The 16,647-nt window shown below is 40.6% G+C and carries 11 protein-coding genes; 2 read left to right on the top strand and 9 right to left on the bottom strand.

Going from position 1 to position 16,647, the window contains the following annotated elements; all coding sequences use genetic code 11:
- Positions 1 to 4: 4 nt before the first annotated feature.
- Entirely contained in the window at positions 5 to 1,462 is a 1,458-nt protein-coding gene (locus tag N1I86_RS15765; protein WP_341097137.1) for an NAD(P)H-hydrate dehydratase, read from the bottom strand.
- A 263-nt stretch (positions 1,463 to 1,725) separates the two neighbouring features.
- Here N1I86_RS15765 and N1I86_RS15760 point away from each other — a divergent pair, with 263 nt between their 5' ends.
- Positions 1,726 to 2,769 (top strand): IS30 family transposase, encoded by a 1,044-nt coding sequence (locus N1I86_RS15760; RefSeq protein ID WP_048622401.1) that lies wholly within the window; start codon positions 1,726 to 1,728, stop codon positions 2,767 to 2,769.
- 215 nt (positions 2,770 to 2,984) lie between these two features.
- Here the strand turns inward: N1I86_RS15760 and N1I86_RS15755 are convergent, their stop codons facing one another.
- Together N1I86_RS15755 and N1I86_RS15750 are read right to left on the bottom strand one after the other, a co-directional pair.
- Positions 2,985 to 4,844 (bottom strand): protoglobin domain-containing protein, encoded by a 1,860-nt coding sequence (locus N1I86_RS15755; RefSeq protein WP_341097135.1) that lies wholly within the window; start codon positions 4,842 to 4,844, stop codon positions 2,985 to 2,987.
- 210 nt (positions 4,845 to 5,054) lie between these two features.
- Positions 5,055 to 5,933 (bottom strand): IS982-like element ISGsp1 family transposase, encoded by an 879-nt coding sequence (locus N1I86_RS15750; RefSeq protein WP_004439648.1) that lies wholly within the window; start codon positions 5,931 to 5,933, stop codon positions 5,055 to 5,057.
- Positions 5,934 to 6,036: 103 nt separating this feature from the next.
- Between N1I86_RS15750 and N1I86_RS15745 the strand changes: the two genes are divergently transcribed.
- Positions 6,037 to 7,416, top strand: a complete 1,380-nt coding sequence (locus tag N1I86_RS15745) for a globin-coupled sensor protein (protein ID WP_341097394.1) — start codon at positions 6,037 to 6,039, stop codon at positions 7,414 to 7,416.
- A 764-nt stretch (positions 7,417 to 8,180) separates the two neighbouring features.
- Here N1I86_RS15745 and N1I86_RS15740 read toward each other — a convergent pair.
- From N1I86_RS15740 to xylA, 6 genes are all read right to left on the bottom strand, one after another.
- On the bottom strand, positions 8,181 to 9,167 hold the full coding sequence (locus N1I86_RS15740) for an NAD-dependent epimerase (RefSeq protein ID WP_341097133.1): 987 nt from the start codon (positions 9,165 to 9,167) through the stop codon (positions 8,181 to 8,183).
- A 148-nt stretch (positions 9,168 to 9,315) separates the two neighbouring features.
- Positions 9,316 to 10,644, bottom strand: coding sequence for a UDP-glucose dehydrogenase family protein (locus tag N1I86_RS15735; protein WP_341097392.1), 1,329 nt, complete (start codon positions 10,642 to 10,644; stop codon positions 9,316 to 9,318).
- 369 nt (positions 10,645 to 11,013) lie between these two features.
- Positions 11,014 to 11,901, bottom strand: coding sequence for a UTP--glucose-1-phosphate uridylyltransferase GalU (gene galU / locus N1I86_RS15730; RefSeq protein ID WP_341097131.1), 888 nt, complete (start codon positions 11,899 to 11,901; stop codon positions 11,014 to 11,016).
- A 210-nt stretch (positions 11,902 to 12,111) separates the two neighbouring features.
- Entirely contained in the window at positions 12,112 to 13,596 is a 1,485-nt protein-coding gene (locus N1I86_RS15725; protein ID WP_341097129.1) for a glycosyltransferase family 4 protein, read from the bottom strand.
- A 1-nt stretch (position 13,597) separates the two neighbouring features.
- Positions 13,598 to 14,692, bottom strand: a complete 1,095-nt coding sequence (locus tag N1I86_RS15720) for a CotS family spore coat protein (protein ID WP_341097127.1) — start codon at positions 14,690 to 14,692, stop codon at positions 13,598 to 13,600.
- A gap of 637 nt (positions 14,693 to 15,329) precedes the next feature.
- Positions 15,330 to 16,571 carry a xylose isomerase gene (gene xylA / locus N1I86_RS15715; protein WP_445662267.1) on the bottom strand — a complete coding sequence of 414 codons (1,242 nt, stop codon included), beginning with the start codon at positions 16,569 to 16,571 and terminating at the stop codon, positions 15,330 to 15,332.
- Positions 16,572 to 16,647 lie beyond the last annotated feature (76 nt).

The following is a 16,647-nucleotide window of genomic DNA, read 5'->3' as shown; positions in this document are numbered from 1 at the left end:
GTCTTCATTCCTCCAATTCTTTTTCCATTTCCTTGCAAACAACAGGGAGCAGCCGTTGAAAATCATGGGCGGTCATCGCAACGCTGCCGTTCGATTGAACCCAAAGATCAGCACAAGCCCCATGAAGGTATACAGCATTTGCCACAGCAGCTTGAATGTTCGAATGAATTCCTACGCTGGCTAACAACATACCGGTCAAAATATCTCCGCTCCCCCCTTTGGAAAGAGCTCGATTTCCTGTAAGATTAATCAATCCTGATCCGTCAGGAAACGCAATAACCGTGTACTGCCCCTTCAGCACGACTATTACCCGGTGTTTCATTGAATATTGAGAAGCCACTTGAAGACGGTTCTCCTGAATAATCTTCGTTTCCAGACCGGTCATTCGTGAAAATTCACCTGGGTGGGGCGTCACAATCATGTGGTTTTGGGATTTACTGTAATCGCGACCACGCAAGGCACCGGCATCCAATATTTTAGGTATATCCATTGGCAGCAACTCCGTGATCAATTGTTCCAATGGATCATCCGGTTCTAATCCGGGACCCACAGCCAGGCAAGAAAATTTCTTTTCTATTTCCATCTTTTTTATATCTTGTAAAGGCTCATAAATAAAAGTCGCTTCTGGAACTTGAGCCCCCACAAAGAGCGAAGCATGTTTCGATGTGGCAACCGAAAGTTTTCCGATTCCGAATCTCATCGCTCCGATGGAAGCCAGTGCGACGCTGCCGGGCATCGAATCGCTGCCGGCTATTAATAAACCGTTGCCATAAGTCCCTTTATGAGAATTCGTCTTCGGTTTAGGCCAACTTTTCAGTACATCCGCTTTTGTCCACACTTTCCACTTGCTTTCATGAGGCAGCCCAATATCCGCTATGTATAGTTTTCCGTAATAGTCGGAAGACGGGAACAAAAAGCACGATGGCTTATATCCGTGCAGAACGATGGTCATGTCCGCCCGATAAGCATTTTGATCACATTTCCCTTCATTCGCCAAGACTCCGGTTGGAATATCGATCGCCACTTTTTTCCCAGATTGTCCATTTATCCATTTTAAAATTTTCCTTACATCTTCTTTCATCGGAAGCCTGGCCCCGACGCCTAAGATTCCGTCAATGATCATATCATATTTTAATTCAGGTTGAAATGGGCTTTGATCAAATCCGAGCGAACGGAAATATTTAAAATGCTGGATAGCCGGCGCCGTTTTAGGCATTCCCACAGGAAAGACCAAGTCGGCCTTAATTCCATTAAGCTTTAAATAGCGTGCAAGGACGATGCCGTCTCCTCCGTTGTTGCCTCGCCCTGATAAAATCAGAACTCGATCTTGTTTATGAATGTGTGGAAGCAATAATCGAAATATTTCTCTTCCGGCATTTTCCATTAATGTAAACGGCGACATGCCGTTGGATTCTGCCAATGAGTCCACTCGTCGAATCTCTTCGCTTGTATAAATATGCATTGCCATCACTCCTTTCCGTTCGTTCCTGATATTCTCATTTTACCATATGACCCCTTTTTCTGTTCAATACAAGGAGTTCGACTGAAAAAGACGCCTTGGCGGCATAGAAATCGCTTGTACTTTTTTGCTTTTTCGATTTTTTTCCACCTTTTATTTTTGGCTAGTTGTATAATCAAATGCAACAAGCATAAAAAATGAAAAACCATAGATAAACCACGTATGATTAAGTCGACTAAAACAATATCGATACGGAGGATTTATCTATGGCAATTACTAATTCTACCATAGGAGCTCGGCATTTCAAACACTTAACGGCTTATGACCGTGGGAAAATTGCGGCCTTACACGCTGCTGGTAAGACTCAACAGGAGATTGCAGATTATGTTGGTTGTCACAAAAGCACCATCTCCCGTGAGTTAAGAAGAGGTACAGTGCCACAAAGAAAAAGCAACGGGAAAATTGTTCATGTCTATTTTCCAGACACAGGTCAACTTCTCTATGAGAGAAACAGGAAAGCCTGTGGCCGCAAGCTAAAACTAGACGATGCCATCGAGTTTATTAAGTATGCCGAAACTCAGATCCTTGATAAGAAATGGTCTCCTGATGCGGTATGTGGGAGAGCCAAACGTGATGGGAAATTCAAAGACAAAATGGTTTGCACCAAGACCCTTTATAACTATATTGATCTAGGACTTATAGGCGTTAAAAACATTGACCTACCTATGAAAATTACCCTGAACACCAAGAAAAAACGTAACCGGAAGAATAAGAAGATCTTAGGACGCAGTATCGATGAGCGACCAATTGAAGTCAATGAACGCCAAGAGTTTGGTCACTGGGAAATTGATACGGTTATAGGCAAGAAGACTAAAGATCAGGCCTTATTGACTCTTACTGAGCGCAAAACCCGTAAAGAAATAATTTTGAGAGTGACAGCCAAGGATAGTCTATCCGTTTCAGAAGTCATATCTCAGTTGAAAGTGTCTTATGGTAATCGGTTCTCTAAAGTGTTTAAAACCATTACGGCTGATAACGGTTCTGAATTTGCTGACCTCGGCCTTAGTGTTGAAAAAGATCTAACAGAGGTTTATTTTACACACCCTTACACATCCTGTGAACGAGGAACCAACGAGCGTCATAATGGCCTTATTAGGCGCTTCATACCAAAGGGGAGACCCATTTCCTCTGTGGCAGACGAAACCATTACCTATGTTGAAAATTGGTGTAACCATCTTCCAAGGAAGATCCTCAATTATCGTACACCTGAGGAGTGTTTCCAAATAGAGTTAGCTGGCTTAGCTTCTTAACCTTAAGCCAGCTAACCCAAAGGGTTGGTTTTTAGCAACTTGACAAAGAGCCTCTGCGGGCATGGCTACCAGCCATGAAGCCAGGTATACGGTACTGGCTGGGCCAACCAGGCTACCATGCCCACCACTCCACGTCAAGTCGCGCAGAGTGTCCCGATTCTACTTAATCATGGGTTATCTGGTCTTTCAATACTTGTTGCATTTAATATTGCAATTTAAGAAAATAAATCTGTTAACTTCGGATCAAATTGTTTCCCACGGCCATCCGATAAAATTTCTTTTACTTTTTCGGACGGAAAGGCGTCTTTATAAATTCTTTTCGATAATAAAGCATCAAACACATCGACGATCGCGACAATCCGCCCTTCCAGCGGAATTTCTTCGCCCTTTAAACCGTTCGGATAGCCTCCGCCGTTCCACCATTCATGATGTGTACGAGCGATATTCGCCGCCATTTGAATAACAGGCAAATCTAAATTGACAAGAATTTGATGACCGATGACCACATGCGTTTTCATCGACTCCCATTCTTCTTTTGTCAGTTTTCCGGGTTTTTTCAATATGTAATCAGGAATGCCGACTTTTCCGATATCATGATATTTGGCAGCGATTTCAATATTGGAAACAAATTGTTCGTTACACCCTGCCAAGCGGGCCAGCATTCCGGAAAGCATTCCAATGCGATGGACATGATTTTTCGTATCATCATCGCGATAGTCCGCTAACTGCAGCAATCGTTCCAACACGTCGAACATAACCTTTGACTCTTTTGTCACATCTTGAATCACCATCAGTGCACGCGAAAGTTCAAAAATTTTCGTTTGCGGAAGCAGACGAATTTTATAATAATTCAATCCTCTGTCATTCCCAAGCGTCGTGAGCATCGGTTCACTTTCTTTTAGGATTGGACACTCTGCACAAGGAACAGGACGGTTATGCAGCAATTCATAACAACGCCGCCCAATAGGACGCTTATCGTTCATACCAAGCTTTTTTAAAAGACGCTTCATTTTATCATCAATCCACGTTATCCGCCCAAAATCAATCGTACTAATTTCATATGCATAAATATCAAGAAAATCAAAATCACGTAAAAATAAGTATGGACGGAGGATTTCGTTCATGATCGCCAACGTAAACTTTGAAAATCGTTCAAATGAATCAATATATTGAACGAAGTGAAAATCGTGTATATACTCTTTTGTTAAAAACACTTTCTTAAGCGCCTCACAAATCGACTCGGCTACTATATGAAAAAAGTTCTCATGACATCGCTGCTCAATAACCAACCGGCTCCAATCGCGAATAATGAGAAAATAGGCTTCTAAATCATCGTATACTTTTTGTTGAAAAAATTGTATTAAAAAATTTCTCACATAATCCAAATACTTTTCTTTTTGTAATAAGCGAATGCTGTAGTGACTTTCCTCCCCTAATCGGCGAATAAGCGAATGATGAAAATTTTCCATAATACTATCAATACGAAATGAAATATATCCGCTAAATTGATCGAGGTTTTCCAAGTCTTGATTTGTAATGCCGTTCATTTGCAGCAATTTGTCCAACTCATACCGCAACGGGTGCGCCGCTTTTTCGATTTCCGCAGCTTTATATGCTTCCAGCGTCAACTGCATATCAAATGAAAAAATCACCTGAATGACGAGCAAAATATGGATAGTTTGCTCCGGAAGCACTTGTGAAACATGTTTATAAATAATATCTATATATTTTGTGTACGTAGCTAAATACCACTCCAAATGAAGTCCAATTTCAGAGTGAGCCCGTCCTATGTTATATCGCGCTTGAATATAACGATCGTCAATGGTCGCTTCGAAACATTGCTGCAAATACCGTTTTTGTGTAGTTTTTAGTCTTTCTAACGTTGAATGGCGTTGAATGAACTCTCGCAAGGAATCGATCCTTGATATTTCTTCATATAATTCGTCGACGATCGGATCAACAAGCGTGAGTAATATATTTCTATATTCATAGACGTATTGCAACCTTTCTTCCGTCACCCCTGTATAGCGCAATTGTTGCAATCGTTCCTTGCTTGTTACTTGTATTCTTTCCATTCCATAAATCCTCCATTTTATACAAAATCCTCCTTAATCATCCTCATTATATAATACTTTTTTACTGTGCCTTCTTAAAATTTCTAAATTTTTGTGAATCATCTATCCATTTATTCTGTACACGCATCCGCCGGCAATGTATAATTTGTTTGGAAAATGATGATTTTGGAGGAAACTATATGTCAAAATACCCGTGGTGCTAGTTGAGTGTCAGCGCTCAACCAGCCCTAGTGTGACCAAGGAATAAGCCAACAAGATGCCATCGAGTGCCACTTCAAAACCGGCCATGGAATTCGCTCGAATGTCGGTGATCCGGTATTGGTCTACGAGAATCGAAAACACCGTCTCGATGACTTTGCGTTTTTTCCTGATCCATTCTTCCCATGCCTTGGATGGGCCGTGCTTTTGATTGTGTCGAGACGGTGTCCAGAACGCGGCTTGGTGTTCTTCGTACAGCTTTTCTCGAAGAGCGTGGCTGATGTACCCTTTGTCCCCAAAGTTGTAGGGATGAGGGATTTGAGTCATCACCGTTTCAGCGGCTTTGACGTCGTGGCAGGACGCTTCCGTCACGACATAGCCCATGGCCAGCCCTTGATTGGTCACTTGAAGATGCAGCTTGAAACCGTAGTACCATTGCTTTTTGGAAGCACAATACCCCATATCCGCGATCCCTCGAAACCGCTTGACGCGCTGCATTCTTGCGGGATGGCACAACGGAAGAGGCAAGCTGTCGACGACCGCATAAGCATGGTGTTGGCCACGTTTCGCCAGCTCATGACGGATCCATTTGATGGCGAAACCAAGCGCCCGGCAGCGGCGGTTGTATCGGGAGCGTTCAAGAAACGAGCCGTTTGTGAACAAATTTCCCGTGACAAAACGATGCCAGGCTCGTTCGGAAGAAAAGCCCAGCAGCTTCCCCAAAAGGTGAACCGCCATGACCACTTCGTCTTCTTGCTTGACCAAGTGACGGTTGCGGCGATGAAGATACATTTGAATCAACGACAGTTGGGCAGAAACAAAACAGAAAATAGCGGCATATTGTTTTTGAAGTTTGGCTGGATCTGTAGTAAAATGAAAGTGCTCTTGCATGGGGGATCTCTCCTTTCGAATGTTGGGTGACACTTTCATTCTACTGGAGATCCGCCAGCAAGGGCTATTTTTATGCTTGTCTGAGTTTTATCTAGCACCACGGGTGTCAAAATATCTCTTATGTCGGCTTATACAAAATGAAACAGGGACTTTTCAGCTATTTTGGAAAAAAGAGAAACATACCCCGAGCGTTTCATCCGTTTCTTCGTCCATTTCACCGTCATCCCCTGCCGTCGAAGAGCACTATCGACAACTTATTGAAGGAGAGTATAAAAATCTAGTGTCTTTCGTCGGACTCACCGTTGAAGATTTGCAGCGTTTAGTTAATATCCGTCCTCTTTTAGAGAAACACATATACAAAATCGTCGATGCTTTTTACGACCGCATCGGCAGCATGCCTAACTTAATACAAATTATCCAAAGCTATTCGACGATTGACCGTTTAAAGCAAACGTTTCGTGCCTATTTATTGGACATGGTGTCGGGGGAAGTTGGCGAACAATACGTATTGCGACGGAAAGTGATCGGACAGGTTCATAATCGTATCAAACTATTCCCTGAATGGTATCTCGGGGCTTATGCCTTCATTCAAAACGAAGTGCTGCGAATGCTGATGCAAGAACTGCCGCCGCATAAAGCAACAGACGTATACCTCTCTTTCATGAAACTGTGTTGGTTCGATATACAAATAGCCATAATGACATATATTGAAGCGTACACGTCTTCCATGATGAAGTTTAGTGAAATCGAAAAAGTCCAATATCGCCTAACGGAGTCGTCTACAATGCTTGCCTCCAACGCTGAAGAAACCACTGCTTCTATCGCGGATCGGGAAAAATACGTCAAAGAAATGTTCGATGAAATAAACGCCATTCAAACGCAGTCAAGCGAAATGATCGCAAAAATAGAAAGCGGAAAATTAGACGTAGCCCAAACATTAACGAAACTTGATAACATTGCACAATTAATTGAAGGAACAAAAGCTCTCACCACTGAACTAGCCGACAGCTCAAAAAAAATCGATGAAATTGTTACCACGATTAGAGACATCTCCAACCAGACGAATATTTTATCCCTAAATGCAAATATTGAAGCCGCACGCGCCGGCGAACATGGAAAAGGGTTTTCAGTCGTCGCCAATGAAGTGCGTAAGCTAGCCATGCAAACGGAACAGTCTCTCGATTATATTCAGAATCATATCGATATCGTTCAACAAACGATTCAAAAATTTGAAGCGGCTTTTCAGCGTATCGTCGAGGAAACGAGTGCATTCCGTCAAGCGAACGAAAGCATCATCCAAGTGTTTGAAGACGAAGCTGCAAGTGTAAAATCCAGCGGGGAAAAAATCGATCGATTAGCTTCATTTATCGAAGACTTTCAACAAACTTTCGGGGAGATTGCAAAAGCGTCCCGTCAGATCGCTCAAATGGCGGAAGATCTGAGTTATTTAAATAACGAATTAACCGAAAAGTTTAAAAAATAGTAAACCGTTTTTTCCACTGTTTTCTATTCAACCTTTCTGGACAATTGAAATAAGATGGTCAAATCGAGTAGGAGGGAGCGATTAACTCCCGTCCTCTCACACCACCGTACGTACGGTTCCGTATACGGCGGTTCAATTAAGATAATTGACGCAAGTCTTTATAACTTCCGTGAATAGCTGTTCTCTTTATGCCAGTGGTCACTCCACCCTCCAAGAGGTCTCCCACGGGATTCACCGCTTCCTCCCTCAAGTGAGGTACTACGTCTTCTGTGTTCATCATGACTCACTGAATACCAAGGGCTATTCTCTCTTAATTGTTCGGTCCTTCTTAGTTGTTCTAGACCAACTAATACTATGACCTCTGCTGACTTCTGACGGTTCAGCTACTTATCACTAAGTAGGTTATGAAGAGTACTTCACATATCCGCCAGACCTCCCCGGGTAAGTACATGCACTTTCACACCATCTATCCGCCTCATTTACTCGATATGACCTTCGACAGAAAGAGCTTTGTTTTGTTATGCAAACTCACTCCATCATACCTAGCCTTATATGAGGTTCGTGTTCCTCGGACCGGTGTTTTGCCTCCAGCTTCCTTCAGATTCCGCGTCACCACGGACACCCTTGCTCTTGGCTAACCTCTACTTCTGTCTTCGGGGTTCGGGACTTACACCCTATAGTTCATGTACATGCCGGGCGCACATAAAAACTGCAGAATGATTCTTTTCTGCAGTTTTTAGCTCTTAAATTCTACTTTTATTAACCTACTCGCTAATTTTATAATAATCTTTAAACCACTCGACAAACTTTTCGATTCCTTCCTCAATAGATACTTGGGGTTTATAGTCGATATCCTTTACTAATTCATCAATATCCGCAAATGTTTCTGGAACATCGCCGGGCTGTATAGGCAAAAGCTTTTTGATTGCCTTCTTTCCTAAATGTTTTTCCAGTACTTGAATAAAATCATTTAGTTGTACGGGTTGGTTATTTCCTATGTTATAAATTTTATAAGGAGATTCCGGAGAAGGCCCTTTATTGATTAAACGTAAAATGGATTCCGTAATATCATCAATATAGGTAAAGTCTCTTTTCATATTTCCGTAGTTATAAATTTCGATTGGCTGCTGTTTTACAATGGCATTTGCAAATTTAAATAAAGCCATATCGGGTCTCCCCCAAGGGCCATAGACAGTAAAAAAGCGCAACCCTGTTGTAGGAAGATGATACAAATGGCTATACGTATAAGCCATTAACTCATTCGCTTTTTTAGTTGCTGCATATAAACTAATCGGGTTGTCGACACGATCGGTTACAGAGAACGGTATCTTCTTGTTATTTCCATAGACGGAACTCGATGATGCATATATGAGATGAGGGATTTTATGTTTTTTGCAGCATTCTAATATATTGGCAAAGCCAACAATATTCGATTGGATATACTTATGTGGATTTTCCAAGCTGTATCTTACACCCGGTTGCGCAGCCAAATTGACCACAGTATCAAAATCGTACCAACAAAAAAGATTTTCCAGTAATTCCATGTTTTCAATAGAGCCTTTGACAAATTGAAAACGAGGATGGTTCATAACCATTTTTAATCTGTCATATTTTAAGGTTGTATCGTAATAATCATTCATATTGTCTATCCCGATTACATAAAAACCTTCATCTAACAAACGTTTCGTCAAGTGGAACCCGATGAAGCCCGCACAGCCAGTAACCAGAATAGATTTCGAATTCTTCTGCACCTTTTGGACCTCCTTCCCCGATGCGGATATGATGAAAGGGTGAAACGCCAGGATGAAGGATCATTTTTCATCAACTTACGTGATATATATATAGCTAAGCGCTTTTCGCCATAAAGCCCAGATTTTTCATCTTTCAACGGAGCCATTTTCAAACATCAAAACTAGGCGTACCTACTCCTTCATAATGGTAGCCTAATTTCTTCAATGCAGATGAGTTCAGGCAATTTCTACCGTCGAATACGTATGGTTGGGATAAAACGTTTTTTGCTTTTTTCCAGTCTATTTCTACGATTTCTTTCCACTCCGTTACAATTAATACCGCGTCTGCTCCTTTTAAAGCTTCAAATGGGGTTTGAGTATAATGAACGTTAGGATATATCTTTTTTACATGTTCTGTTCCTTGTGGATCATATGCCGAAATGTAGGAATGATTTTCGATGAGGTATTGTATAATTTTTAGTGAGGATGCTTCTCTTATATCGTCCGTTTGAGGTTTAAACGTAAGGCCTAAAACCGCAATGCGCTTTCCTGACAGCGAGCCCAACGCTTTTTCTACTTTTTTCATAAACCATAGTGCTTGGGTTTGGTTCACATCTGATACGGCCTGAAGTATTTGTAAAGGAGTTTTCTTTGCAGAAGCCAATGCTAGCAATGCTTTTATGTCTTTCGGAAAACAAGATCCGCCATACCCGATTCCTGCCTGGAGAAAATGAGGACCAATCCTGCTATCTAACCCCATTCCTTTTGCCACTTGAATCACATTGGCCCCAATTTTATCGCAAAGTCGCGCCAACTCATTGATGAACGAAATTTTAGTCGCTAAAAACGCGTTTGAGGCATACTTGATCATTTCAGCATCTTTGATCGTTGTAAACACAACGGGTGAGTTGATCTCTTTATACAAATCTTTCATGACCTTTTCGGCTTTCTCCGTTTCACAGCCAATCACAATTCGCTCAGGATACAGAGCATCTTGCAATGCTTTTCCTTCTCGTAAAAATTCCGGGTTCGAAATGAGATCAAAAGAAATTTCTTTGTTTCTTTTTTTTAGTTCAGCTTTTATGATTTTATGAATTTTATCACCGGTCCCGATTGGAACGGTACTCTTAATGACAATGGCTTTATATTCATTCATCAGCTTTCCAATCTGTCGTGCCGCTTCCTCTACATAAGATAAATCCGCTTCTCCGTTCGGTAAGGAAGGTGTGCCGACGGTAATAAATAAAATTTCGACTTGATCGATAACTTCCTCTATATTTTGGAAAAACAAAAGATTTCCGCCGGCAATAAGTTTTTTTAACAGTTCCTCCATTCCCTCTTCATAAAAAGGGAGAATGGACTTTTTTAACTTTTTTAATTTTTCTTGGTCATTCTCTATGACATATACCTTGTGTCCATAATTGGCAAACGCTACACTGGTTGTAGTTCCGACATATCCTGCCCCAATAACGGCTATATTCATAAGATTCACCTCGATTCCTTTATTTTTCTTTAAAACGGGGCAATCTGTGGTTATATAGCTAATGGGTATATATTCATGTACCCACGAAATCAAACTGGACAGAATGGAATGTAAGTGAATCGTTATGACAAATGATAAGCGTACTCTTACACGAAGCAACGAACTCGATCATTTATTTTATACGGCTGACTCCCATTTTTAGCGAAAGATCTTGCACTCGACAGTTTTATGTCTAATGATAGAGATGATACTCATTCCAAATCAATGATCAAAGTGTCCACTCTGACTAAGTGAAAACTGTTCCACTCTACTCATTAGCTTCTTGTCAATCGAAGTGTTCAAACTTTTTAAGATCGCCCCATGTCCTTCATACCGACCTTTGTTCTAACTGTTTAAATTTTTGGGGGCAATCACTTCTTTCAGATACTTTAATATGTCTTCTTGCAAGTCTGGTCGCTGTAAAGCAAAATCAATCGTCGCACGTATAAACCCGGCCTTGCTCCCGATATCATAGCGCTTACCTTGAAATTGATAGGCTAATACTGTCTGCGATTGATTCATGATTTTAATGGCATCTGTTAATTGAATTTCACCATTGGAATCCGGCGGCAACTCTTTCAAAATATCAAAAATCTCCGATCTTAAAATATACCGTCCCATAATGGCAAATCGAGAAGGAGCTTCATCTTTTTTTGGTTTCTCTACTAGCGTTTCAATATTGAAGATATTTTCTTCGATCTCATTTCCTTTCGGTTTTATAATGCCGTATTTGGAAACATCATCTTCGTCTACTGGCTGAACGCCTACGATGGATGAATGATAACGATCATAAACTTCCATCAATTGTTTTAAACAAGGCTTCGAAGAGTCGACGATGTCATCGCCTAGCAATACAGCAAATGGCTCATTTCCAACAAAACTTTTCGCACAGTATATGGCATGGCCAAGTCCTTTCGGCTCTTTTTGACGAATATAATGAATATTAGCCATATTTGAAATTTTTTGTACTTCTTTCAGCAACATTTGTTTGTTTTTCTTAAAAAGAGTTTCTTCTAGCTCATACGATTTATCAAAGTGATCTTCAATCGAACGTTTGCTGCGTCCGCTTATGACAATAATATCCTCTATTCCAGAAGCTATTGCCTCTTCGACAATATATTGAATGGTTGGTTTATCCACAATCGGAAGCATTTCTTTTGGCAATGCCTTTGTTGCAGGAAGAAACCTTGTCCCCAGCCCTGCTGCCGGTATTATCGCTTTCCGAATCATCAACCTGACCTCTTCTCTAAAACAAATCTTTATTTTTGATAGTCCTAACTTATTGATTTATATATTTTAAATATCAAAACGTATTTAAAGATTTGCTCAGTATCTCAATTTCTTATAGCTGCTTATTGCCTTTTGGTAAGTCAACTATCCAGTTACAGAAACTAATAATGCTTCTTTCCAGCCATCATAAGTTTTGGGAAACCATATGCCATTTTAACTGTCTCTGCGTCTTCGGCTCGTACTGTCTCCTCGTCCGCGTCTTTTTTTGCGCCTGTGTGTACGCCTATTACTATAGCTGTGGGAACTTCTTTTATGACGTCTGCGTGTATGCCTATTATCATGGCTACGTTTATAGTGCTTGGAATACCATATGCTTTTTCTAACGGTTTCTCCATCCACATCCAATATGGTGTATTTAATCTTATCTTCAGGTTCCGATTCTTTATCCTTTTTATGTTTCACTTCATATTCCGATTCTTTATCCTTTTTATGTTTCACTTCATTTGCACTCGTTTTTTCTGTATTTTCTTGTTCAGTGTCTGAAGTTGGAATCGCATGATTTGCTTGACTCCAAACCTCCAGTATCTCGGATGCCACCCGATCCCATTGATACTGGGAAACAGCCAGTTCTCTTCCTCTTTCTCCCATTTTTTTCATTAAAGATTTGTCAGATAAAATTCGGGAGATTTTTGCTACGAAATCTTTGGGATCTTCAGGGTTCTCTACAACAAGACCATTTTCTCCTGAATGAATGACTTCCGGGTTGCCGCCCCGTGCGGTAGTGACGATCGGAAGTCCTGCTGCCATTGCTTCATAATGCACCCGAGCTAGCGGTTCTTGCCATTGCGAAGTACATACAAATAAATCAGCTGCAGCAAACCAATTCTGTATTTCATCCGGTGCCACAAAGCCTGTTGTTATAACCGGCACTGGCAGCTTTTTGGCTAATGCTCGTACGTAAGCCACATAATCGGTTATGTTATTTTGGCTAAACCAATTGCTGCCTACAATAACGAGCGCTAAATCTTTGAATTTTCTTGAAAGTTCAGGCAAGGCTCTAACTAATTTATCGACCCCCTTATTGCGTGAAAGCCTTCCGGCGAATAAAAGCACCGTTTTGCCCTCTAAACCATTCGCTTTTCGAATTTCCTTGCGTTTTTTTTGCATCTTTGGATGACTTCCAGGTAAAAATCTCTCGATATCTACTCCTGAATAAATCGTGCGAATCTTTGACGATGCTTGTGGATAAAGTTGACGTATAACATTCCCAACATAATCACTGACCGTAACAATACCAGAAACTTCTTCCAAAGCTGCGGTTGCTTCTTCTGAATCGATTTTTTCTGCATTGAACATATCATTGTGCATGCTTAAAGTTATCTTAGAATGAGGAGCGGCCTTACGGACAGGAATGACAAGGCGTGGACGGTTAAAAATGTGGATAAGGTCGAATGAGTTTGATTCAACATATCGAATCACACCTTCTCGATATATTTCGAAGATTTTTCCCGGTACACGTACATAATGAATGCCGTCTACAGTTTCTTGATCAGGAAGAGAAGGATCATCAGTCCCTAAAACGGTAATATCATGATGCTTGCTTAAATGTGGAAGAACACCGGAAATATAAGTTTGAATCGCTCCTCCGCGTACGGGAGGCACAGGGAGCTTTTCCGTACAGATCATCAAAATTTTCATGTCATTTCACTCTCTTCCAATCATTTTGAATTTCCTCCAAGACCGGCCATTTAGTCTCTTCCGTTTCGATAATGGTTTTCATTAATTGTACAGTTTGTTCATTTAGAAACAATTCAGGTTCATACACAACTTCTTTTATATTTTTATAGAATTCATTCGGAAGTGATAAATCAATCATAAGAATCTCATATAATTCAGGAGAGATGGGATTTGATTCATGATAGGCTTTAATCATCTCTCTTATCCACTTTGCATCCCATTTATATAAGTCCGCCATGGTTCCTGAAATCAGCTTTCTTAAATCACGAATCGGGAGATCATAGGCAACACCGTCAAGGTCGATAATCCACATCCCGTTCTTGCCCATTTGGCCATTAGACCATCCATAATCCTGATGAACTAAGCCCCAATGGGAATTGCCATGTTTGACTAATTCATAATACTTAGATTGATCCAGTCTTTCCAGACTTCTTCGAGCTTGCTTTTCAAATTCATCTACCACGTCTAATAAGTACGAACTTGCGGGAAGCTCTTTATAAGCTTTAGCAATGTTTCGAAACCAATCCATTTTCATAATGACGTTTTCATAATTGCTTCGCCATTTGTGCAATCTTGAAGCTGTTTCTGCTTGGCGCGGGGGGACATAGCCTTTGCTTAATCGATGAAATTCACCTAGTGCGGAACAAAGCAATTTGGCTCCCTCTAAATCTTTTGTAACAGGTGTTAACGACTCAATCCACTCTGCGACGAACCATAGCTTCCCTCCCGCCTCGACATAATTGGCTCCATCTTTCGTCTTGACAATGGGCGGTACTCTGGCATGCCGAACATCAACTAAATATTCTTGAGCTCCCAGGCTAAATAAACTCCTGGTTGGTCTTCTATGCAACAGCTTTAAGCTTTTCGGTCCCTTGCTCGTTTCAATCTTCCAAATACATCCCCCTTTATCAGGTTTCGTTGTCACGACCTGCATGCTTTTTACCGAAAAATCATAATGCTTTAAAACTTTATCTGCCAACTTGTTAATATAGTCAGGTACAAAAAACTCATGAGTGGTTTCATTCACTTCCCATGGTTCAATGAAAGTCTTCTCCACTATATCCCTCCTATAAAATCAAAATGAATCTTCATGGGATTGCTATATCGTCCATCTTGTGTAAAGTTTGTCAAGACATCTTCGATTTTGTCTTCTGAAGTTGGGCGTTTTAAGTCATCCATGGGAATTCATCAGCCATTACGCTTTCTATAAATTATGATTTATAAAAAGATTTGTCTAATACACTTGACCCGTTTATTAAGAAATTGTTAAGGAATTGTATCCATTCAGCTCATTGTTGTGATCAACACTTTCCCCAAAAATACATTAACCGAATAAAATACAACGGCCTTCTTCAATGCCCAAACGACTGTTCATAATAGGGGACAAGTTTACCCTTGAAGGCTTTTAACCTGCCTATAAATTTGTAAGAAAATTCAAAAAACTCCTCTTCATGCGGATATATGATATCTTAAAAACGATGGTTGGAAAGAGTGCTTAATAGCTTTCATAGCGAAAAGTGGTTTGGCTGACAAAACTGTACAGAAGGAAGAACGATCGGAAAGGATTCTATCCAATCTTTCTGGTAGACCGAAATACACACTTCACGTTGTTTTTTGGTGAACAAAAGCAAACCGATTGGAGAGTAGTTTGAAAAGGGTGATTGAGGGGAGTATTCACGGATGAAATACGGTGTTTACAACCAGAAACAGCGGTTGAGCAAGATATGATAAGAGGAACGATCTGAAACAATTTCGGCGCCGATGCCTTCTTTATAACTGCTGTAGCGTTCTTCGATGAAATCATCAAAAACACGATCTTCAATGAGTCGATTCGCTACTTTTAAACCTAGAGCATAGCTGTCCATTCCGGCGATATGAGAGTAGAATAAATCATCAGGCATAAAGGAAGATCTACGCGGCTTGGCATCGAAGTTTAATCCGCCTTTTCCGAGACCGCCATTTTTAAGAACTTCATACATCGTAAGAGTCGTTGCATACAAGTCCGTTGGAAATTCGTCTGTATCCCATCCAAGAAGCGGGTCCCCTTGGTTGGCATCCAATGAACCAAGAAGTCCGTGGATTCTGGCTACGCGAATTTCATGTTCAAATGTATGTCCCGCTAATGTTGCGTGGTTCGCTTCCAGATTCAATTTAAAGTCTTTGTCTAAATCATACGTTTTCAAGAATGCGATCGTAGTGGCCGCATCAAAATCATATTGGTGTTTCGTAGGTTCTTTTGGTTTAGGTTCAATTAAAAATTGACCTTCAAAACCAATTTCTTTCGCATAATCAATCGCCATATGGAAGAATCTGGCCATATTCTCTTGTTCAAATTTCATGTCGGTATTCAGCAATGATTCATAGCCTTCTCTACCGCCCCAGAATACATAGTTTTCAGCGCCTAATTCTTTGGCGATTTCGAGCGCTTTTTTCACTTGTGCAGCAGCATAAGCAAAAACATCGGCGTTACAAGAAGAGGCAGCTCCATGAACAAATCTAGGATTTGTAAACATATTCGCAGTGTTCCATAAAAGTTTTACATGACTAGTTTTCATGTAATCTTTTATCATGGAAACGATCACATCAAGATTTTTATTCGTTTCTCTTAACGTATCCCCTTCAGGAGCAATGTCGCGATCATGGAAGCAGAAATATGGATTGCCTAATTTTTCAAAAAATTCAAAAGCTGCTTCTACTCTTGCTTTTGCTAAATCCATGCCTTTTAAATGATTCCAAGGACGAATCATCGTTCCAGAACCAAACGGATCAGATCCATCTTGGGTAAAAGTGTGCCAATAAGCAACCGAGAAACGTAAATGATCTTTCATCGTTTTCCCCGCAATGACTTCGTCGGGATTGTAATAACGAAATGAGAGATCACTTTTTAATGAATTTCCGGAATAACTGATTTTGCCGACATTAGGAAAGTAAGTCATTTAAGTTACCTCCTCGATTGAATGTTTTAGATAATGAAAGCGAATTCAAATTACATCAAAAAAAATATATTGATGC

It is taken from the genome of Bacillus sp. FSL W8-0116 (genome assembly GCF_038003825.1).
Taxonomy (GTDB): domain Bacteria; phylum Bacillota; class Bacilli; order Bacillales; family DSM-4216; genus Bacillus_O; species Bacillus_O smithii.
Note: the sequence above shows the minus strand (reverse complement) of the source record. Positions and strands in the feature narration are given on the sequence as shown.

What these genes read in the sequence shown, in the direction of transcription:
- N1I86_RS15725 (WP_341097129.1), bottom strand. Translation starts at nt 13,596, where the DNA reads ATGAAAATTTTGATGATCTGTACGGAAAAGCTCCCTGTGCCTCCCGTA.
- N1I86_RS15765 (WP_341097137.1), bottom strand. Translation starts at nt 1,462, where the DNA reads ATGCATATTTATACAAGCGAAGAGATTCGACGAGTGGACTCATTGGCA.
- N1I86_RS15760 (WP_048622401.1), top strand. Translation starts at nt 1,726, where the DNA reads ATGGCAATTACTAATTCTACCATAGGAGCTCGGCATTTCAAACACTTA.
- N1I86_RS15755 (WP_341097135.1), bottom strand. Translation starts at nt 4,844, where the DNA reads ATGGAAAGAATACAAGTAACAAGCAAGGAACGATTGCAACAATTGCGC.
- xylA (WP_445662267.1), bottom strand. Translation starts at nt 16,571, where the DNA reads ATGACTTACTTTCCTAATGTCGGCAAAATCAGTTATTCCGGAAATTCA.
- N1I86_RS15750 (WP_004439648.1), bottom strand. Translation starts at nt 5,933, where the DNA reads ATGCAAGAGCACTTTCATTTTACTACAGATCCAGCCAAACTTCAAAAA.